Genomic DNA, 20,213 nt, shown 5'->3' with positions numbered 1-20,213 from the left:
TATACTTTTAGTTTTATTTGCAGAAAAAAACTTTGTGTTTTGGGAAAGTTTTAACGAAAAATCACCTCAAAGAAAGAGGTGATTTTCAAATTATTTCATTGATAAGGTTAATCTACTGTAGTAAATTTAGCCGCAAGAAATTCTCTGTTCATTCTAGCGATGTTTTCTAGAGAAATTCCTTTAGGACATTCTACTTCGCAAGCACCTGTGTTAGAACAGTTACCGAAGCCTTCTTCGTCCATTTGTTTTACCATGTTTAGTACTCTTCGCTTCGCTTCTACTCTACCTTGTGGTAAAAGAGCAAACTGAGAAACTTTAGCACCTACAAATAGCATAGCAGAACCATTTTTACAAGTAGCTACACAAGCTCCACAACCAATACAAGCTGCAGCATCCATTGCTTTATCTGCATCTTCTTTAGGAACTGGGATTGCGTTTGCATCAAGTGTATTTCCTGAAGTATTTACAGAAACGAAACCACCTGCAGCCATAATTCTGTCAAATGCGCTTCTGTCTACTACCAAGTCTTTGATTACTGGGAAAGCAGCACTTCTCCAAGGTTCAATAGTGATGGTTTCGCCATCTTTGAACATTCTCATGTGCAATTGGCAAGTTGTAATTCCTGTATCTGGACCGTGAGCTCTACCATTAATGTACAAAGAACACATACCGCAGATTCCTTCTCTACAATCGTGGTCGAATGCTACTGGTTCGCTTCCGTTATTTACCAATTGTTCGTTTAGCATATCTAACATTTCAAGGAAAGAAGAATCCGTAGAAACATCTGATATTTTGTAGGTCTCGAACTGACCTTTTGATTTATTATTTTTCTGTCTCCAAATTTTTAGAGTCAGGTTTAATCCTTTTTTTGCACTCATTTTTTAAATTATTTTATGGAGATTATTTATAACTTCTCGTTTTCACTTCAATATTCTCGTACACCAATTCTTCTTTGTGCAATACTTCGGCGTTGATATCTTCACCTTTGTATTCCCAAGCTGCTACATACTTGTAGTTCTCGTCATCTCTTTCTGCTTCACCCTCTGGAGTAGCGTGATCCCAACGGAAGTGTCCTCCACAAGATTCTTTTCTTTCAAGAGCATCTTTCGCCATTAATTGACCTAGTTCTAAGAAATCTGCCACTCTGAATGCTTTTTCAAGTTCTGTATTCATTCCATCTGCTTCGCCAGGAACTTTTACATTTTTCCAAAAATCGTTTCTGATTTCTTCTATTTCTTTAATCGCTTCTGCTAAACCTTCTGGAGTTCTTCCCATACCTACTTTGTTCCACATTACGTTTCCTAGTTTTTTGTGGAAGTAGTCTACAGAATGAGTTCCTTTATTGGTTAAGAAGAAGTTTACTTTGTCTTTAATTTCTTTTTCAGCAGCTTCAAATTCTGAAGAATTGGTAGGAATTTGTCCTGTTCTGATGTCTGCAGAAAGATAATCTGCAATCGTGTAAGGCAATACGAAATATCCGTCTGCTAAACCTTGCATTAAAGCAGATGCACCTAATCTGTTTGCGCCGTGGTCTGAGAAATTAGCTTCACCAATTACGAAACAACCAGGAATAGTACTCATTAAGTTATAATCTACCCAAACTCCTCCCATGGTATAATGAACTGCAGGATAAATTTTCATAGGAGTTACGTATGGATCGTCTGCTGTAATTTTTTCATACATTTGGAATAGGTTTCCGTATTTTTCTTCCACCCATTTTTTACCCAAATCGTAGATTTGTTGTTCAGAAGGATTGTGAATATTTTTCTCAGTAGCAGCTTCTCTACCTTTTTTCATAATTTCTGTAGAGAAATCTAAGAATACACCTTCTTTAGTATCATTATTTTCGATTCCGAAACCAGCATCACATCTTTCTTTAGCGGCTCTAGAAGCTACGTCTCTAGGTACTAAGTTACCGAATGCAGGGTATCTTCTTTCTAAATAGTAATCTCTATCTTCTTCTTTTATACTTTCTGGTCTAAGTTTTCCTTCTCTGATGGCTTGAGCATCTTCTAATTTTTTAGGAACCCAAATTCTTCCAGAGTTTCTAAGAGATTCAGACATCAAAGTCAGTTTAGACTGTTGTGTTCCGTGAACTGGAATACAAGTTGGGTGAATCTGTACGAAACATGGGTTTGCGAAATACGCTCCTTTTTTGTGAATTTTCCAAGCTGCAGAAACGTTAGAACCCATCGCGTTAGTAGAAAGGAAATATACGTTTCCGTAACCACCAGAAGCAATCACTACAGCGTGAGCAGAATGTCTTTCGATTTCTCCTGTTACTAAGTTTCTTGCGATAATACCTCTAGCTTTACCATCTACCATTACTAAGTCCATCATTTCGTGACGGTTGTACATCTTAATTCTACCTTTACCGATTTGACGGCTCATTGCAGAATATGCACCTAATAGTAATTGCTGACCAGTTTGACCTTTTGCGTAAAAAGTTCTCTTCACCTGAGTTCCACCGAAAGAACGGTTATCTAACTGACCTCCGTATTCTCTACCGAAAGGAACACCTTGTGCTACACATTGGTCAATGATATTTGCAGAAACTTCTGCTAATCTGTGTACGTTAGCTTCTCTTGCTCTATAATCTCCACCTTTGATGGTATCATAGAATAATCTGTAAACAGAGTCACCATCATTTTGATAATTTTTAGCTGCATTAATACCACCTTGAGCTGCAATAGAGTGCGCTCTTCTTGGTGAATCTTGGTAGCAAAAAGCTTTTACATTATATCCTTGCTCTGCAAGAGTTGCCGCAGCAGAACCACCAGCTAAACCAGTTCCTACTACAATAATATCTATTTTATCACGGTTATTTGGTGCAACCAAATTCATGTGTGCTTTATGATTTTTCCATTTGTCTGCTAAAGGACCTGCTGGAATTTTTGAATCTAATTTGCTCATAATATTATGTAAATTATTGAGTTACGAAATGAAATACAGCTACTACGATAAATCCTAGCGGAATTAAAATAGAATACCAAGTTCCTAAAGTGTTTACACATTTTAAATATTTAGGATGTCTCGCTCCAATCGATTGGAATGATGATTGGAAACCGTGTGATAAGTGCAATCCTAATAAAACAAAAGAAACTGCATAAAAAATCACTCTCCATAAATCTGCAAACTTAGCATGTAACTCTTCCCAATATCTTGTTTCATTGATTGATAGAGCTTCTACATACTTATAATTCATCTCATGCATCCAGAAATCATACATATGCAGTCCTAAGAAAGCTAAAATTACTGCTCCAGAAATAATCATATTTCTAGAAGACCAACTAGAATTTCCGCTGTTATTTGCTACAGCATACTTTACTGGTCTTGCGTTTTTGTTTTTCATTTCTAAAACGAAGCCCATTACAAAGTGAAAGATAACACCCGCAACTAAAACCGGCTGCATCACAAATTGTATTAAAGGATTGTATCCCATAAAATGAGACGCTGTGTTAAATGCATCTTCACTAAATATCGATAGTAAATTTACCGACAAGTGAATCAACAAAAAGACAAGCAAAAACATTGCTGAAAGCGCCATTAAAAACTTTCTACCAATTGTAGATTGAGTTAATCCTGCCATTGTTTATTTATTTTTTTGAATTTTCACAAAATTAAGAATTTGTTAACGTTTGAAACTATGACAAATGTCATGTTTTTCAGTTTATAACTATTCTAAATAAATTATTCTAGTCTATAATTTTTCTTATTTATGACTATAGATTTTACATTTTGAGGAACAAATACAATTTTAAAATCATTCACTCTTCTAGCAACCAAATAAGGCTCTATGATGTACTTTTTCTGCTTTTCTAAATTTTTAGAATTTTTCACAAAAAAGACCACTTTATCTTTTTCTTTAACAGAAATTATTTTTTCTTTAAAAAATTCGTGCACTAAGATTTCGGATTGAGAATTTTCATAGAAGTCAAATCCTATTCTAAGCATTAAAAATAAAATGACCAAAAATCCTACTTTGACGAGTGATTTTAATTGATGAAGCACTAAAACTTTCCTCAAAAAGTAAATCATGACAAAAAGAACGATGACTTCTGACCAATGCATTGGTATGTTTTTAAAGAAGAAAACATCAAGGCTTGCGAAAAAATGAATCACTTTCAAAACCAGTTGAACTCCAGAATCGTAAAGAGCATCTAACCTAGAAATTTCGAAGCCAAAACCCAATAAAATGGTCATCAATAAAGCAAAAATGATAATTATTTCAGAAAAAGGAATCACCACTAAATTAGCAACAATCGAAATCAGAGAATATTGATGAAAATAATAAATTACTAATGGTAAAGTCGCCACTTGCGCAGCAATACTAATCGAAACTACATTCACAAAAAAATTCTGAACATTATTTTTAGGCTTTGGCAAATATTTCAAAATCGGTTCATTGAGCCAAAAAATTCCGAAAACCGCAATAAAACTCAATTGAAATCCTACATCAAAAAGTTGATTTGTGTCAAAAATCAAAATCGCTAAACCAGAAATCGCCATTGCATGTAACAAATCTGGTTTCCGTTGCAATAAAACATAGAAATAATATGCTGTAATCATAACACACGAACGAATCACAGAACTTCCAAAATCTATAAAAATTGCAAACAACCAAATGAATATCAAAGAAATAACAATCGGAATATTTCTAAAACTTGCAGGAAAAATTGGTTTCAAAAGCAGTAAAATCAACCAAAAAATAATTGCCATGTGCGAACCCGAAATCGCCAAAATATGCACCAATCCAGATTTACTAAAATCCTCTACTGTTTCTCGGTCCATTTCTGTGCGGTCTGCCAGAATGATTCCTTTGGTAAATTCTTTAGATTTTTCAGAAAGTTTTGCTTGGTCAATATTTTGCAAAATTTCTAAGCGTTTTTGTTTAATTTTTTCGGACAAAGTAAGGTTTTCTTTCTCCGCAACTTGAAAAGAATTAGGAGCATATCCTTGAAAATAAATCTGCTTTCTACCAAGATATTTTTGATAATCAAATCCAAAATCCTGCGCATTCGCTTTTACTTTGTTGAGATAAATTTCGGCTTTATAAAAATGTTTGAAATCCAGTTCCTTTTCTTCTTTTGGAACCGACAAAACCAAACCTAAATGGTTTATTTCGTCGTTAACTTTCAAAATTTTGACTTCGTAACGTTTATTTTTCTCGTTGGAATTCAGTTTTTTATCCAAAGTAAAAACCACTTCCGAAGAACTAGGAAAATTTGGAAGAATTTGTTCTTTATTATTTAAATGATGCGCGAAAACACCTAATACAACAAAGAAAATTGACAATACATAATCTTTGATTTTGAAGAAAAAATCAAACTTTAAAAAACTAAAAGTTATTAATAAGAAGCTAAATTCCAAAAACACATTGATTAAAGCAGTTGACAAGCTCAGCTTTTCGGAAATAAGAATCCCGAAAATGAAACAAATCCACAAAATCAAAAGTGGTTGCTTGTTCATGCAATTTGGTTATTAGTTTAACCAAATATAAAAATTTATTGAACTCACGAGTTCTTTTTCTCCATTTTTAAACAAAAAAATTCCCTAAACGTTACATTTAAGGAATTTTATACTCTTATCCAGTATTTTTCAAACCACTTGAAATAGCATTGATTAAACTTAATAATTTATTGAGAATTTTATCTTTTTCTAGTTTATTTTCGTCATCTAAATTTCTCCATTGTTGAAGATAATGAAGGTGTAAATGATGTAAAACATCTAATTTTTGGTTTCTCCATTTCAAGTTATCATATTGTCCGCTTCTTCTTTCCAGAGCAGCTTCACCGAACAATTCTTCTATGAGCTGAACTCCATTTTGATGGTCGGTAAGAAATTTATCCATCAATAGGTTTCTTTCTTCTTCATTTTGGTCTAATTCTGCATATTTTTTCATAATTTCTAGATTAGACAAAATAAGATTGGTCTCGGTCTGAATCATTAAAAATTTGAAGAAATTCCAATTTTGAGCCGCTTCTTTTAACTGTTGATATTCTTGTGGTTTTTCTGATTTCAAAATTTTGAGCGCTTCACCTAAACCGTACCAACCTGTGAGTGCAATACGAGAAAGATTCCAGCTGAAAACCCAAGGAATGGCGCGTAAATCCTGCAATGTTCTGGTTCCCGTTCTTCTGGCTGGTCTAGAACCTATTTTACTTTTCTCTAAAACATCTATGCACGTTGCTTTACCGTAAAAATTGATAAATCCTGGAGTTTCTATTAAATTTCTATAATGTTCAAAGGATTTTTGAGCCAGAAATTCCATAGATTCAAATGGATATTGTGGTTTTTCGGTTTTGTATTTATTTTGAATAATATGTCTTGCTGTTCCAGAAGAAAGTGCATTGAGATTATATTTCGCTGTCATAGGATTTCCGAAAAGTTGCGCTACAGATTCGCCTTGAACTGTAATTTTCACAGTTCCAAAAACAGTTTGTTCTGGCATACTTTCTAAGAAACGATGATATTTACCACCACCTCTACTGATGGTTCCTCCAGTTCCGTGGAAGAAATAAATTTCGGTATTATGTTTCTTGCCAATTTCTGATAAGGCAATTTCTGCTTTATGAAGATTCCACTTACTTGCAATGGTTCCGCCATCTTTATTGCTGTCACTATAACCTAACATTACTTCTTGTTTTCCATCTAAATTTTTAGCTCTGCTAATTGTAATAGGATGTTGCAAGAATTTTTCTAAAATTTCTGAACCTTTTTTTAAATCTTCGATAGTTTCCAAAAGTGGAACTACTCTTATTTTGGTATTAAGAAGTTGAGTTTCTCTCATCAAAAGATAAACTACCAATAAATCACTTAAATTTCTGGTCATACTTACAATAAAAGAACCTATTCCTTCTGCTCCGTACTGACTGATATGTTGACGAATGACTCTATAACAATCTAAAACATTATCTGCTTCTGGACCGTAAGAAATGGTAACATCTGTAATAAAAGCATTGTTGCTCAAGACTTGGTTCAGGTAATTTACTCTTTTTTCTTCTTCCCAATTTTCGAAATCATAATCTGTTTCACCGCTAGCTTTAAGAATCTGCGAAATAGCTTTATCATGGAAAGCGCTATTTTGTCTAATATCTAATTTAGCCAAATGAAAACCGAAACATTGAACCGCTCTTTCTACCGAGAATAATAAATCTTCGGCAATGCTTTGGAAACCATTTTGCACCAAAACTTCTCTCAGATTTTTTAAATCTTCTTGAAGCGCTTTGCTAGATTTATAATAAGTTTTAGAATCTTCAAAATTTTCTGTAATGGTATTTTCTAATTGACAAATCATAAGATTTACGAATTGTCTCCACGGTTCATAATGATTTCTTTCTACTGCTTTTTTGCCCATTTCACCTAATGCAGAAACTTTCTCCTCAATCATTTCAGAAAGCTGAAAAGGAACAGGATTAGACACCGCCGAAATAGAAATTTTCTTTGCCAAATGAATTAAATCTTCTTTAACCAATGCTAATGCGGCTTTTCGATGAAGCAAAAGTGTTTCCTTAGTCACTGCAGGTGTTACAAAAGGATGACCATCTCTGTCACCACCAACCCAACTTCCAAAATTGATTTTCGGAAAATAATCTGGATTTTTAATTTTCTGAGGATTAAGCCCTAACTCAATCCAAGAATTGATGATTTCTTGGTCACTTTTTACCAAAACATTTGGGAAAATCTTGGTAAGATAATATAAAACATTTGCTCTTTCGTCTTTAATATCTGGCTTTTCGAGGTAAATTTCGCCTGTTCTCCACCATCTTTCTAGAAGCTGAATAATTTTTTCTTTAATCTCATTTTGCTCTAATTTACTGAGAGAAGTATTCTCTTTTTTCACCAAAAGCAAGTACAATTCTCTATGCAATTCTATAACCGTGACTCTTTTTGCTTCAGTAGGATGCGCAGTAAGAACAGGAATAACATGTGTAGCAGAAACCGCATTCAGCATATCTTCTTCTTTCACATTAGAATTTTTCCAAAAATGGAATGCTTCTCCCCACGAACCACGAATTGCAGTGATTTTTTCTTGGTCTTCTAATCTTCTTCTATATTGTGTAGCTCCGTTTTCTTCTACCAATGTCATCAATTGAAAATAGATACTTAATGATTGTATAATTTTCTCACTAGACAATTCATTTTCTACGAACTTTTTCCCTTCTTCTGTATTGTTGATTAAATCTACTAGTTCATTTTCATTAATTCTAGACAACATTTCTGTATAGCAATCAATGATGAATGTACGGTCCTTAGAAATTTTCTGATAATCCTTTTCGTTAAAAGCCATAATTCTTAATTTTTAACAAATTTAAGCAATGAAATTGATTAAAACATGAAGAAACTATCCTGAAAACACTCACCCTTAAAATAAAAAAAGAGCAACCTCTTGTTACTCTTCTATTTGTCATTTATTCTTAATTAAATTCACGAATGAGATTTAGCCAATATGTCTCTTGCAATTTTAAGATGATGCTGAGTATGAATTTTTAAAAATTTTAAAGTTTGTTTTACATCTAAATGTCCGAAATAAGGATGTTCTATATAAGATTGAGAAGGGAGATTCTTAATCATTTGTAAATTTTCTCGAACCAAATTTAGATAATTATCTATATTTTCTATAAAGTTTTCACTTGTAGGAATAGTGAATTTCGGAGCTTTTCCTTTTTTTCTAGGTATATATCCCGAAGTCATGACCATAAATTTAGCCCAAGAAAATTTAGGTTGATATTTTTCTGGATGAGAAGCAGGCAAACCTTCCAAAATTCTAGAAATCACCAAAAGCGAGTGTTCTAAATGCCAACCAATACTCGCTTCTGAAATTTCAGGAGCATTTTTATGGGAAAATTGTTTTAAATTTTCTATTTCTTCGAGTTGTACAATTATTTTTTTCATCATAGATTAACAATAATTTCTGCAGCGTGATTACTTGCTCCTTTTCCACCTAATTTTTCTCTGAGAAGTTCATAATCCTGAAGCATTTTGTCACGTTTTGGCCCTTCCAGAATTTTTTGAAGTTCATCAACTAAATTTTCCGTATTGAGTTGATTTTGAATCAATTCCTTTACCACTTCTTGATCCATAATCAAATTCACCAGAGAAATAAATTTAATATTTTTCACCACACGTTTACCAATTTCGTAAGAAATTTTACTGGTTCGGTAACACACAATTTCTGGAACATTCAGCAAGGCTGTTTCTAGAGTTGCCGTTCCCGAAGTCACCAAAGCTGCTCTAGAACATCTCAATAAATCATAGGTTTTATTGGAAACGAAATGCACATCATCATCTACAAATTTCTGATAAAATTCTTTGGGTAAACTTGGCGCACCAGCGATTACAAATTGATAATTTTTAAAAGAATCTCGCACAGAAAGCATCAAAGCGAGCATTTTTTCTACTTCCTGCTCTCGAGAACCGGGTAAAAGTGCAATAATTTCTTTTTCATTTAAACCATTTTCCTTTTTGAAATTTTCAACAGAAATTTCTGGCAAATCAGAAATCGCATCGAGTAAAGGATGACCTACAAAATGCGCATCAACTTGATGTTTTTTATAAAAATCTTTCTCAAAAGGAAGAATCACCAGCATTTCATCTACATATTTTTTGATGGTTTCTACTCTGCCTTCTTTCCAAGCCCATAATTGTGGAGAAATATAGTAAACTACCTTTATTCCAAGATTTTTCGCAAACTCTGCAATCCTCAAATTAAAACCTGGATAATCTACCAAAACCAAAACATCTGGTTGATAATTTTTAACATCTTCCTTACAATGTTTTATGTTTTTCAAAATCGTTCTAAGGTTCATCGCCACTTCCAAGAAACCCATAAAAGCCAATTCTTTATAGTGTTTTACAGGTTTTTCACCCGCAACTTTCGCCATTAAATCTCCTCCCCAAAATCTGAATTCTGCATTTTGGTCTTTCTGTAAAATGGCTTTCATTAAATTAGAAGCGTGTAAGTCTCCTGATGCTTCTCCTGCGATGATATAGTATTTCAAGATTTTAGATTTTTTAGATTTTAGATTTTAGATTTTAGATTTTCAGATGGACTAAAAATTTTTATTCTAAAAATTTGACTTAATTTTGCTCAAAGATAATAATAAAAAATGTCAGAAGATTTCGAAATAAAAAATAAAGTAGCAGAAAGCGGTTTGGTGAATTTTGATTTATCAGAACTTTCTCCTAAAGGCAAAAGAATTGGGATAGATTTGAAGGATTTTCTCTTCATGGAAATGATTTTGAAAGAAAAAGATTTCCGCGAAAAAGTTGCAGAAATAGACCCTGAAATATATCGTGACGCCTTTGTTTACGTTTATTGTTCGGTAGACGCTATTGTTCCGATTTGGGCTTATTTTTTAATTACTTCCAAACTTACAGGAGTTGCTAAAAAAATAGTTTACGGAACCAAAAAAGATTTAGAAGTGGTTTTAATGCACGAAGCGATTTCTCATTATAATTTCGCAGATTTAGAAGCAAAACGTGTTCTCGTAAAAGGCTGTAGCGAAGAAGACATTCCCGAAAACGCGTACATAGAATTGGTAGAAAAACTAAAACCTATTGTAAAATCACTCATGTTCGGCGAAGCTTGTAGCAATGTCCCGATTTTTAAAAATTAGAAAAAGTCTCAATAAAAAAACCGAAGATTATTCTTCGGTTTTTTTCTTTCTAGTAGTTTTTGGCTTTTCTTCAGCTACTTCTTCTTTAGGTTTTGCTGCTTTTTTAGGTTTTTCAACTTTTGCTTCCACTTTTGGAGCCGCGACTTTAGATGTTCCGGATTTTCTCGGTCTTGTTTTTCCGTAGCTTCCTGCGGTTACTTTTCCTCTTCTCGTTTTTTTATCGCCTTTTCCCATAAATATTAGTTTTAAATGATTGGTTCTTACAAAGTTAAAAAATTTAAAATAGTACACAAATGCATTTTATCATCTTAAAAATTTAGATTTTTTGGGCGTGCCTTTTTGTTTGTAGCCATTTCATTCCTTTCCCAAAAAAACAAAAAGTCGGTCTTCACCTGCAATTCCTCGTTCCCATTCTTTTGCCTTAGCTTACTGCGGGATTTTCGGTTACGCCCTCACGCAAATTCATGTATTAAAATAAAGTTCAATATTAATTTTAAAAATATCAAAAACTTAGTTCCCAATTTTCCATCTTCCATCCTAAAATCTTATCTTTGCAACCTAATTTTTGGGAATTAGGAGATTATATATTCTTCAAATTTTGAAATTGAATTTCATAAATTGAAATATCTAAAATCTAAAATCTAAAATCTAAAATCTAAAAAAATGTTCAGAACGCACACTAACGGAGAACTTACACTCAAAAATCTTAATGAAAAAGTTACACTTTCTGGTTGGGTACAAACCATCAGAGACAAAGGTTTTATGGTTTGGATAGATTTGCGAGACCGTTACGGAATTACTCAATTGGTTTTCGATGCAGAAAGAACTTCGGCAGAAATTCTAGAAAATGCTAAAAAATTAGGTCGTGAATTTGTGATTCAGGCAGAAGGAACGGTAATTGAACGTGCTTCTAAAAACCCAAAAATTCCAACAGGAGAAATTGAAATTTTAGTTGAAAAATTAACGATTCTCAATAGCGCAGAATTGCCACCTTTCACCATCGAAGACGAAACGGATGGCGGCGAAGAATTGAGAATGAAATACAGATATTTAGACATCCGTAGAAATCCCGTGAAAGACAAACTGATTTTCCGTCATAAAATGGCACAAAAAGTCAGAAATTATCTTTCAGATAAAGGATTTATCGAAGTAGAAACTCCTGTTTTGATAAAATCTACACCAGAAGGAGCGAGAGATTTCGTGGTTCCAAGTAGAATGAATCAAGGGCAATTTTATGCATTGCCACAATCTCCACAAACTTTCAAACAACTCTTAATGGTTGGTGGAATGGACAGATATTTCCAAATTGTAAAATGTTTCCGTGACGAAGATTTGCGTGCAGACCGTCAACCAGAATTTACCCAAATAGATTGCGAAATGGCATTCGTAGAACAAGAAGATGTTCTAGAAATTTTCGAAGGAATGACTGCTCATTTATTGAAAGACATTACTGGAAAAGAATTTGGTAAATTCCCAAGAATGACTTTTGATGAAGCGATGAAAACTTACGGAAACGACAAACCAGACATTAGATTCGGAATGAAATTCGTGGAAGTAGATGATTTGGTAAAAGGAAAAGATTTCAAAATTTTCGACGAAGCAGAATTGGTAGTTGGGATTAATGTAGAAGGTTGTGCAGATTATACCAGAAAACAAATTGATGAGTTAATAGATTGGGTAAAACGCCCACAAATTGGCGCAACAGGAATGGTTTGGATTAAATTCCAAAATGATGGAGTTGTTACTTCTTCGGTAAATAAATTCTATTCTGAAGAAGATTTAAAGAAAATTGCAGAAAAATTCGGCGCAAAACAAGGAGATTTAATTTTCTTAATGAGCGGAAACGCCAATAAGGTGAGAACTCAACTTTCCGCTTTAAGAATGGAATTGGGGAACAGATTAGGTTTAAGAAAAGGCGATGAATTTGCTCCACTTTGGGTAATAGATTTCCCGCTTTTAGAATGGGACGAAGAAACAGGAAGATATCACGCAATGCACCATCCTTTTACTTCGCCAAAACCTGAAGATGTACATTTATTAGAAACCGAACCAGGAAAAGCAAGAGCCAATGCTTATGATATGGTGCTGAACGGAAACGAAATTGGCGGTGGTTCTGTAAGAATTTTCAATAAAGAATTGCAGTCGAAAATGTTTGATTTATTAGGATTTTCTAAAGAAGAAGCAGAAGCGCAGTTTGGCTTCTTGATGAATGCCTTCAAATTCGGAGCGCCACCTCACGCTGGTTTGGCTTTCGGTTTTGATAGATTGGTTGCCATTCTAGACGGAAACGAAGTGATTAGAGATTACATTGCTTTCCCGAAAAATAATTCTGGACGAGATGTGATGATTGATGCGCCTTCACCAATTCACGATGAACAACTTAATGAATTGGCATTGAAAGTGAATTTGTAGAAATGCAAAACCTTCAAGGTTTTTTAGAATAAATTTGTAAATTAGAGCGAGGTTTTTCCCTCGCTTTTTTGTTATGGAGACAGTGATTTCAATTCTTTATTACATTAGATATATCGCAATTATATCTTTCATTATTTCAATTTTTCCTATTGCAAAAGCTATTGGCTTTAATCGTGTAAATGATGTTAATCCGATTTTAGAAGAACATAATTTATACAAAAACCATTATTTTATTGTATCATCAATAATTCTAATCATTATAACATTTACAATTCCAAATATTTTGATTGAAAAAGAATTTGAAGATACACTCTCCGAAAACAAAATCCTTTCCGTTGAAATAGAAAATCAATATTTCAATGACAACGAAACTTTAAGACTATTTTATCCAAAAAAATTGAAAGAATCACAAATTTCCACAGAAAGACTAAAAACTAAAGGTGAACTTTATGGAATGCTTCATCTTGAAAACAATAAAATATTACCAATAAAACTAATTGAAACAGAACAATTTTCAACAGATACAATTATCACTTACAAACTTATTTCAACACAATTTCCACTTGTAGAAAAAGAAATTGGACTGATTCAAACCAATATTATTAAAAAATAATTTTTAACATCGGATAAAATAAAAATTAAACATATCCGATGTTAAGAAAAATTTCTTACCTTTGCCCAATGAATTGGCAAAATTATCCTTATCACTTTGAAGGTTTAGAAAAACACCTCGAAAGAATTCTGCAAAAAAAAACAGAATTAGATAAATTACGCCCAATTCCTAGTTATGCTGTGAAAAGTATTAAAGAAAGTTTAATGCTAGAATGGACTTACAATTCTAATAGCATCGAAGGAAATACTTTGACGCTACACGAAACAAAAATGGTGATTGAAGAAGGTTTTACCATCAAAGGAAAATCTTTGAGAGAACATTTCGAAGCCATAAATCATCAGGAAGCGATAGAATTTGTAGAGTCTTTAATATCGGATAATGTAAATTTAAACAAAACCGATATTATGAGAGTTCATTATTTGGTTTTACAAAAAATTGAAAAAGATTTTGCTGGAATGTTCAGAACTTCTGGTGTAAGAATTTCTGGAGCAAATTTTATTCCACCTAATGCTTTTAAAGTAGATGAATTGGTAACAGAATTAATTGATTGGGTAAATTCTTCAGATATTAATATTATTATAAAAGCGGCAATTTTTCACCACAGATTTGTTTGGATTCATCCGTTTTTTGATGGAAATGGTAGAACTGTACGTTTGCTTTTCAATCTTTTATTGATGAGAGAAGGTTTTCCTCCTGCAATTATCCTCAAAAATGATAGAAAAAAATATTATGATGCTTTAAACTTGGCAAATAATGGAGATTATTCTAAAATTTTATTATTAGTTCTTCAAGCTTTGGAGAGAAGTTTAGACATTTATTTAGGTTCTCTCAATAATACGTATGATAATTATCGCCCGATTTCTAATATTGTAGAAGAAGAAAGGCTTCCTTATGGACAAGAATACGTAAGTTTATTGGCTAGAAAGGGAAAAATAGACGCTTTCAAGGAAGGTAGAAATTGGCTTACAACCAAAGAAGCTGTTCTAGATTACATAGAAAAGCGAGAAAGAAAAAGAAAATTAAATTGATTTTTATAAATTAGAGCGAGGTTTTTTCCTCGCTTTTTTTGGAAATTAAACGATTATTTGATTTCTGATATATTTCAGTTTAAAAATATTATTCACGCAATAGCAATAGCGTAACTTTGCACTACTAAAAAACTATTATTATGTTCGAGTGGCTTAAAACCTTACTTTTCCCAACTGAAGACCCAAGTGTAATTCAATCATTAGTTACCATAATGCTTGCAATAGGTACTGGCGTTTTCTTTGGAAGATTGAAAATGGGCAAAATTACCTTCGGTGTTTCTGCAGTAATGTTTACTGGATTAATATTGGGGCATTTTGGCTATAGAATGAATGAAGAAATCTTCGATTTCATTAGAGATTTCGGTTTGATTTTGTTTGTTTATGGTATCGGATTACAAGTAGGACCATCATTCTTCTCTTCTTTTAGAAATGAAGGTTTAAAATTCAATATTCTTGCGGTTTCTACAGTTTTATTCGGCGGATTCATCACTTTTCTACTCTTTAAATTCACAGGAGTGAGCATAGAAAACTTGGTGGGAATTATGAGTGGTGCAGTAACCAATACACCAGGTTTAGGAGCTGCTAAAAATACCATTGTAGAATTAAAAAATCAGTTTCCAGATAAAACATTTGACGACCCAACTATTGGTTACGCCATCACTTATCCTTTAGGTGTTTTTGGAATCATTGGTGTCATTATTTTATCTAAAGTTCTTCTAAAAATTCATCCTGATGTAGAAATGAGAAAATTCAGAATGAATAAAATTAATCGCGAAGAACCATTAATTCACAAAAAACTAAGAGTTACGAATCCTCAATATTTTGGAATTCCATTAGGAGAAGTAATTAGCAATATAGGATATGATATTGTAGTTTCTAGATTAAAACACAGTGGCGAGGTTTCTGTTTTTTCGCCAAAATTAGACACAGAACTTCAAGACAGAGATGTACTGATGATTGTAGGAAAAGATGCGGATTTAGAAGACTTCATCAAAAAAGTAGGAAGACCTTCTACTGACTCTTTCATAGAATCTGATTCTGATATTAACAAGAAAAATATTTTCGTAACCAAACCTTCTGCAGTTCACAAAACACTCTCAGATTTAGACTTGTATAATGCTTATGATGTAAAAGTGACCAGAGTTTTCAGAGCCGGGAAAGAGATGATTCCTAGACCAAGTTTAGAACTTTTCTACGGAGATATTTTGAGAGTTATCGGTACAGATCAAGGTATTAAAGAAGCAGAAAAAATCATTGGCAATCAAGAGAAAAAATTAATAGAACCAGATTTCTTATCACTTTTCGGAGGTTTATTAATAGGAATTATCGTAGGTTCTATTCCGTTAGTGATTCCTGGTTTACCAATTCCATTAAAATTAGGATTTGCAGCAGGACCACTTATTGTAGCATTACTTATTTCTAGATATGGTGGTATTTCTTTCATTCACTCTTATATCAATAACGGAGCGACTTATTTCATGAAAGATTTAGGAATTTGCTTATTCTTTGCAGCAGTAGGTATTCATGCAGGAGAAGGATTTTATGAAAATTTCATCAAATATAACGGTTGGCTATGGATTTTATATGGTTCTGCAGTAACTTTCATTCCATTAATCTTGATGGTGATTGTAGGAAGATTTTTCCTGAAAATCAATTATTTACAATTGGTAGGAATTATGAGCGGAAGTTACACAGACCCAGCTGCATTATCATTCAGCACCAATTATTTAGATTCTGACATTCCAATCCAAAGTTACGCGCAAGTTTATCCTTTGGTTACCATTGCCAGAATTTTTACCGCAAGTTTATTAATCTTGCTACTGACTTAAAAATTAATCTTTGACACAATAAAAAATTCCATCAACAATTTGATGGAATTTTTATTTTATAGAATTTCTAAATTTTTTAGAATTATTTTCCTACTGTTTCAGGGAATCTAGCTTCTGTAAATTCTCTAGAAATTGCAGCTTTTTCGAATTTTAATTTACCGCTCATGGTTTCTAAAATCACACCGTCTTCTACTACTTGTACAATTTTAGCATGCATACCAGAAGTGGTTACTACTCTAGCGCCTGGTTTTAGAGAATCTTGAAATTGTCTTTCTTTCTTTTGCTTCGTAGTCTGTGGTCTCAAGATTAAGAAGTAGAAAATTACAATCATTAAGACAAATGGTAAAATCATTGAGAAGAAATCACCTCCACCTTGTGCTTGTAGAAATATTGTTGTAAACATTTTTTAATTTTTTAGGGTTGAATATCTGCTGAGAATCTAATTTCGATAGGAACTTGTGCTACGTTTGCATACACTTCTGCTGATTTATACACTACACCATCAAAATTTGTAGAATCAAATTTTAGTGTAATTTGACCTTTTTGACCTGGCATAATTGGTTCTTTAGTATAATCTGGAGCTGTACATCCGCAACCTGGTTTTACCGCAGAAATAATCAAAGGATTTTTACCTGTGTTGGTTACTTCGTAAACGTGTTCTACCACATCACCTTTTTTGATTTTTCCGAAATTAAAATCTGGTTCAGAAAGTGCTAATGTAGTTTCTGCATGATTTTTTGCTTCGCTTACTAAATCACTTTGTTTTACTACTCTATCATCTGCAAAAGGATCTTTCTGATCTGTTATAGTAGTAGCAGTTGATGTTTCTGTTGCTTCATTTTTTTTACAAGAAGCTAAAGTCAAAACAGCTAGTAAGCTTAAACCTAATATTCTTTTCATTGATTCTGATTTTTTAAAAATTTCCTCAAATTTAATCAAAATTTATGCTCTAGAAATATCTTTCGTGTATTTATCTAAGATTCCATTCACAAAAATCTGACTTCTATCAGTAGCAAACACTTTAGAAACCTCTATATATTCATTGATAATCACTTTTGCTGGAGTGAGAGGGAAATTATCTATCTCTGTAATAGCTGTGATCAAAATCAATCTATCCATTAAAGAAATTCTATCTAAATCCCAATTTTCTAGTCTTTCTTCGATTTTTTTCTCAGAATTTTCCCAGTGAGAAATGCTTTGTAGTAATAATTTTTTAGCGAAATGTCTGTCTTCTTCATCTTTAAGCATTTTGATTAAAGTATGACTCGGCTGATTTTGTTTCATAAAACCAATGGTCTTCTGAATCATAGAATTCGAGATATGGAAATCATCTGCCCAAGACAATTCTAATTCTTCTAAACGCTCATGAAAATCTTCATTTTCTGCAACGTATTTTAAAAATAATTTCCCAACAAACTTTTGGTCTTCTTCAAAACTTAGGCTTTCTTCGGCCATATATTCTTGGTAACGCTTACTCGCAACGATTCTCTGAAATGTTTTCACCAACAATTCATCATGTAAGTCCCACTGATATTTTTTGTGTTTTGAGTTAAAGGAAAGTCTTTCTTCGTTTTGATCAAGTTGTAAAAAAACTTGATTATTCACGAATTTCATGTTAGGATTAAGGTCTTCTTCAGTCTTAATAAATTTATTTTTACCGATATCAATTTGTCTTTCGGCAAGATCTTTTAATGCAACCAAGAAGTTGAGTTGATAAATATAGAGATAATAGATTTTTTCAATCTCTGTAAACATATTTTTCTCTAAAACATCAGTTTTTATAGGATTCTGATGATAAGAATATAGTGTCTGCACTACTTTTTCGCGGATTTGTCTTCTTCCTAACATTTTCAAAGAGCTTTTAATAAGATGGTGCAAAGATAGAAAAAAATGCTGGAAGTAAGAAACATGAAGTCAGAAGTTATTTTTGCTTCTTTTTCAAACTTATATTTTCTGTATTTTTGCAACTATGAATTCACTTAAAACGCTTAATCCTTACTTTTGGAAACACAGAGTTCTGCTATTTTGGGGCTTGCTATTTATCATAGCATCTAACTTTTTTGCTATTTATCAAGTACAGTTTGTAGGGCAGAGTGTAGATGTTATCAAAAGTGTTTTAGATAAGAAAAATGTAGATAAAGAATTATTATTCAATACTTTATTGATTAACGGAGCCATTATCGTAGGAACTTCAGTATTGTCTGGCGTTTTCAGATTTATGATGAGACAAACCATTATTGTAGCTTCTAGAAGAATAGAATACGAACTCAAAAATAAAATTTACAGACATTACCAAGAGCTTTCGCTTACTACTTATAAAAAAACCACAATTGGTGATTTACTGAACAGACTTTCTGAAGATGTAGTGGCGATTAGAATGTACCTTGGTCCTGGTGTAATGTATGTGGTGAACTTGGTGATTTTATTAGTCATCACGAGTATTTACATGCTCATGACTAATGTGCAAATGACACTTTGGACACTTATTCCACTTCCTATTTTGTCTTTTTTGATTTACAAAGTAAGTTCTATTATCAACCGAAAATCTAAAATTATGCAGAAAAGCCAAAGTGCGATTTCTACATTTGTACAAGATAGTTTTTCGGGAATTAGAGTGGTGAAATTTTTCAACAAAGAAAAATACATCGAAAAAAATTATGGCGAAAAGGTAAAAGATTATCAAGACAAGGCATTAGATTTAGCCAAAACAGAAGCGTATTTCTTCACCATTATTTTATTTGTTATCGGTTTATTAAATGTTGCCATTTTATATATCGGTGGTAAAAATTATTTCGAAGGAAAACTTACGGTAGGAACCATTGCAGATTTCTTCATGTATATTAATATTCTGATTTGGCCATTTTCTATGGTAGGTTGGGTTTCATCTGTTAATCAAAGAGCTGCTGCTTCTATGACCAGAGTGAATGAATTTTTGGACATAAAATCTGAAATCGTCAACAAAAATTTTGACCAATATGAAATTAAAGGCGATATAGAATTCAGAAATGTTTCTTACACCTATCCTAATACAGGAATTAAAGCTTTAGAAAATCTAAGTTTCAAACTAGAAGCTGGGAAATCTATGGCAATTATGGGAAAAACGGGCAGCGGAAAATCTACTATCGCATTGTTACTATGCAGGTTGATTGATCCCGATGAAGGAGAAATTTTAATTGATGGGAAAAATCTAAAAGACCATAATCTAGAATTATACAGAAAACACATTGGCTATATTCCTCAGGAAAGTTACTTATTCTCGGATACGATTGAAAATAACATTGGCTTTGCTATAGACCATCCTAAGCATGATTTGGTAGAAGAATTTGCAAAAAAAGCAGATGTGCATAAAAATATTGTAGAATTCAAAGACCAATATAAAACCATGGTTGGCGAACGTGGCGTAATGCTTTCTGGAGGGCAAAAACAGCGTATTTGTATCGCAAGAGCACTCATCAAAAAACCTGAAATCCTCATCTTTGATGATTCGCTTTCTGCACTCGATACAGAGACCGAAGAAAACATCCTTCAAAACATAGAAAAAGACATTAAATCTTGCACTTCTATTACCATAACTCACAGAGAATCAAGCGCAAAAAGAGCAGACTTCATATTAAATCTTAATGATTTAGATACTACGGAAACTTCGTAAAAACTTAAAAATTACGCTAAAATCTCAATTTCTTTAAAATTTATTTTGAGATTAAAAGAAATC

The 20,213-nt window shown here is 32.8% G+C and carries 17 protein-coding genes; 6 read left to right on the top strand and 11 right to left on the bottom strand.

Annotation, left to right across the window (positions count from 1 at the left end):
- Positions 1 to 107: 107 nt before the first annotated feature.
- The 7 genes from ACT53I_RS00615 to lpxB all read right to left on the bottom strand — a co-directional run bounded on the left by ACT53I_RS00615 (position 108) and on the right by lpxB (position 10,001).
- Positions 108 to 878 (bottom strand): succinate dehydrogenase/fumarate reductase iron-sulfur subunit, encoded by a 771-nt coding sequence (locus ACT53I_RS00615; protein WP_371488604.1) that lies wholly within the window; start codon positions 876 to 878, stop codon positions 108 to 110.
- A gap of 22 nt (positions 879 to 900) precedes the next feature.
- Positions 901 to 2,913 (bottom strand): fumarate reductase/succinate dehydrogenase flavoprotein subunit, encoded by a 2,013-nt coding sequence (locus ACT53I_RS00610; RefSeq protein ID WP_476077975.1) that lies wholly within the window; start codon positions 2,911 to 2,913, stop codon positions 901 to 903.
- Between the two features lie 13 nt (positions 2,914 to 2,926).
- Positions 2,927 to 3,589: a succinate dehydrogenase cytochrome b subunit gene (locus ACT53I_RS00605; protein ID WP_069800732.1), complete on the bottom strand. Its 663-nt coding sequence runs from the start codon at positions 3,587 to 3,589 to the stop codon at positions 2,927 to 2,929.
- A 101-nt stretch (positions 3,590 to 3,690) separates the two neighbouring features.
- Positions 3,691 to 5,295 carry a ComEC/Rec2 family competence protein gene (locus ACT53I_RS00600; protein WP_476077974.1) on the bottom strand — a complete coding sequence of 535 codons (1,605 nt, stop codon included), beginning with the start codon at positions 5,293 to 5,295 and terminating at the stop codon, positions 3,691 to 3,693.
- 289 nt (positions 5,296 to 5,584) lie between these two features.
- Positions 5,585 to 8,290 (bottom strand): phosphoenolpyruvate carboxylase, encoded by a 2,706-nt coding sequence (locus ACT53I_RS00595; protein ID WP_476077973.1) that lies wholly within the window; start codon positions 8,288 to 8,290, stop codon positions 5,585 to 5,587.
- Between the two features lie 137 nt (positions 8,291 to 8,427).
- Positions 8,428 to 8,898, bottom strand: coding sequence for a DinB family protein (locus tag ACT53I_RS00590; RefSeq protein WP_476077972.1), 471 nt, complete (start codon positions 8,896 to 8,898; stop codon positions 8,428 to 8,430).
- Positions 8,895 to 10,001 carry a lipid-A-disaccharide synthase gene (lpxB, locus tag ACT53I_RS00585; protein WP_476077971.1) on the bottom strand — a complete coding sequence of 369 codons (1,107 nt, stop codon included), beginning with the start codon at positions 9,999 to 10,001 and terminating at the stop codon, positions 8,895 to 8,897. The genes ACT53I_RS00590 and lpxB overlap by 4 nt, the downstream gene beginning before the upstream one ends.
- A gap of 108 nt (positions 10,002 to 10,109) precedes the next feature.
- Between lpxB and ACT53I_RS00580 the strand changes: the two genes are divergently transcribed.
- Positions 10,110 to 10,619: a DUF2480 family protein gene (locus ACT53I_RS00580; RefSeq protein WP_476077970.1), complete on the top strand. Its 510-nt coding sequence runs from the start codon at positions 10,110 to 10,112 to the stop codon at positions 10,617 to 10,619.
- 27 nt (positions 10,620 to 10,646) lie between these two features.
- Here the strand turns inward: ACT53I_RS00580 and ACT53I_RS00575 are convergent, their stop codons facing one another.
- The gene (locus ACT53I_RS00575) at positions 10,647 to 10,853 is read right to left on the bottom strand and encodes a 30S ribosomal protein THX (RefSeq protein ID WP_476077969.1); all 207 of its coding nucleotides are present in this window, start codon (positions 10,851 to 10,853) and stop codon (positions 10,647 to 10,649) included.
- Between the two features lie 429 nt (positions 10,854 to 11,282).
- Here ACT53I_RS00575 and aspS point away from each other — a divergent pair, with 429 nt between their 5' ends.
- The 4 genes from aspS (at position 11,283) to ACT53I_RS00555 (ending at position 16,501) form a co-directional block, all read left to right on the top strand.
- The gene (gene aspS, locus ACT53I_RS00570; protein WP_476077968.1) at positions 11,283 to 13,031 is read left to right on the top strand and encodes an aspartate--tRNA ligase; all 1,749 of its coding nucleotides are present in this window, start codon (positions 11,283 to 11,285) and stop codon (positions 13,029 to 13,031) included.
- Between the two features lie 73 nt (positions 13,032 to 13,104).
- Positions 13,105 to 13,644 carry a hypothetical protein gene (locus ACT53I_RS00565; protein WP_476077967.1) on the top strand — a complete coding sequence of 180 codons (540 nt, stop codon included), beginning with the start codon at positions 13,105 to 13,107 and terminating at the stop codon, positions 13,642 to 13,644.
- Positions 13,645 to 13,712: 68 nt separating this feature from the next.
- Positions 13,713 to 14,672 (top strand): Fic family protein, encoded by a 960-nt coding sequence (locus ACT53I_RS00560; RefSeq protein ID WP_476079358.1) that lies wholly within the window; start codon positions 13,713 to 13,715, stop codon positions 14,670 to 14,672.
- Positions 14,673 to 14,812: 140 nt separating this feature from the next.
- Positions 14,813 to 16,501 carry a putative transporter gene (locus ACT53I_RS00555; protein WP_476077966.1) on the top strand — a complete coding sequence of 563 codons (1,689 nt, stop codon included), beginning with the start codon at positions 14,813 to 14,815 and terminating at the stop codon, positions 16,499 to 16,501.
- A gap of 82 nt (positions 16,502 to 16,583) precedes the next feature.
- Here the strand turns inward: ACT53I_RS00555 and yajC are convergent, their stop codons facing one another.
- Genes yajC through nusB form a run of 3 tightly spaced genes read right to left on the bottom strand, consistent with a single transcriptional unit; the run spans position 16,584 to position 18,349 of the window.
- Positions 16,584 to 16,904, bottom strand: a complete 321-nt coding sequence (gene yajC / locus ACT53I_RS00550) for a preprotein translocase subunit YajC (RefSeq protein WP_069800706.1) — start codon at positions 16,902 to 16,904, stop codon at positions 16,584 to 16,586.
- An 11-nt stretch (positions 16,905 to 16,915) separates the two neighbouring features.
- The gene (locus tag ACT53I_RS00545; protein ID WP_476077965.1) at positions 16,916 to 17,401 is read right to left on the bottom strand and encodes a DUF1573 domain-containing protein; all 486 of its coding nucleotides are present in this window, start codon (positions 17,399 to 17,401) and stop codon (positions 16,916 to 16,918) included.
- 42 nt (positions 17,402 to 17,443) lie between these two features.
- Positions 17,444 to 18,349, bottom strand: a complete 906-nt coding sequence (gene nusB / locus ACT53I_RS00540) for a transcription antitermination factor NusB (RefSeq protein WP_476077964.1) — start codon at positions 18,347 to 18,349, stop codon at positions 17,444 to 17,446.
- 121 nt (positions 18,350 to 18,470) lie between these two features.
- On the opposite strand from nusB, the gene ACT53I_RS00535 reads away from it, so the two are divergent.
- On the top strand, positions 18,471 to 20,150 hold the full coding sequence (locus tag ACT53I_RS00535; protein WP_476077963.1) for an ABC transporter ATP-binding protein: 1,680 nt from the start codon (positions 18,471 to 18,473) through the stop codon (positions 20,148 to 20,150).
- Positions 20,151 to 20,213: the final 63 nt, after the last annotated feature.

Source organism: Cloacibacterium sp. DMC96 (genome assembly GCF_056313765.1).
This window is presented reverse-complemented; position numbering and strand designations above follow the sequence as displayed.

What these genes read in the sequence shown, in the direction of transcription:
- ACT53I_RS00605 (WP_069800732.1), bottom strand. Translation starts at nt 3,589, where the DNA reads ATGGCAGGATTAACTCAATCTACAATTGGTAGAAAGTTTTTAATGGCG.
- ACT53I_RS00535 (WP_476077963.1), top strand. Translation starts at nt 18,471, where the DNA reads ATGAATTCACTTAAAACGCTTAATCCTTACTTTTGGAAACACAGAGTT.
- aspS (WP_476077968.1), top strand. Translation starts at nt 11,283, where the DNA reads ATGTTCAGAACGCACACTAACGGAGAACTTACACTCAAAAATCTTAAT.
- ACT53I_RS00610 (WP_476077975.1), bottom strand. Translation starts at nt 2,913, where the DNA reads ATGAGCAAATTAGATTCAAAAATTCCAGCAGGTCCTTTAGCAGACAAA.
- ACT53I_RS00580 (WP_476077970.1), top strand. Translation starts at nt 10,110, where the DNA reads ATGTCAGAAGATTTCGAAATAAAAAATAAAGTAGCAGAAAGCGGTTTG.
- ACT53I_RS00595 (WP_476077973.1), bottom strand. Translation starts at nt 8,290, where the DNA reads ATGGCTTTTAACGAAAAGGATTATCAGAAAATTTCTAAGGACCGTACA.
- nusB (WP_476077964.1), bottom strand. Translation starts at nt 18,349, where the DNA reads ATGTTAGGAAGAAGACAAATCCGCGAAAAAGTAGTGCAGACACTATAT.
- ACT53I_RS00560 (WP_476079358.1), top strand. Translation starts at nt 13,713, where the DNA reads ATGAATTGGCAAAATTATCCTTATCACTTTGAAGGTTTAGAAAAACAC.
- ACT53I_RS00590 (WP_476077972.1), bottom strand. Translation starts at nt 8,898, where the DNA reads ATGATGAAAAAAATAATTGTACAACTCGAAGAAATAGAAAATTTAAAA.
- ACT53I_RS00615 (WP_371488604.1), bottom strand. Translation starts at nt 878, where the DNA reads ATGAGTGCAAAAAAAGGATTAAACCTGACTCTAAAAATTTGGAGACAG.
- ACT53I_RS00555 (WP_476077966.1), top strand. Translation starts at nt 14,813, where the DNA reads ATGTTCGAGTGGCTTAAAACCTTACTTTTCCCAACTGAAGACCCAAGT.
- yajC (WP_069800706.1), bottom strand. Translation starts at nt 16,904, where the DNA reads ATGTTTACAACAATATTTCTACAAGCACAAGGTGGAGGTGATTTCTTC.
- ACT53I_RS00565 (WP_476077967.1), top strand. Translation starts at nt 13,105, where the DNA reads ATGGAGACAGTGATTTCAATTCTTTATTACATTAGATATATCGCAATT.
- ACT53I_RS00545 (WP_476077965.1), bottom strand. Translation starts at nt 17,401, where the DNA reads ATGAAAAGAATATTAGGTTTAAGCTTACTAGCTGTTTTGACTTTAGCT.
- ACT53I_RS00575 (WP_476077969.1), bottom strand. Translation starts at nt 10,853, where the DNA reads ATGGGAAAAGGCGATAAAAAAACGAGAAGAGGAAAAGTAACCGCAGGA.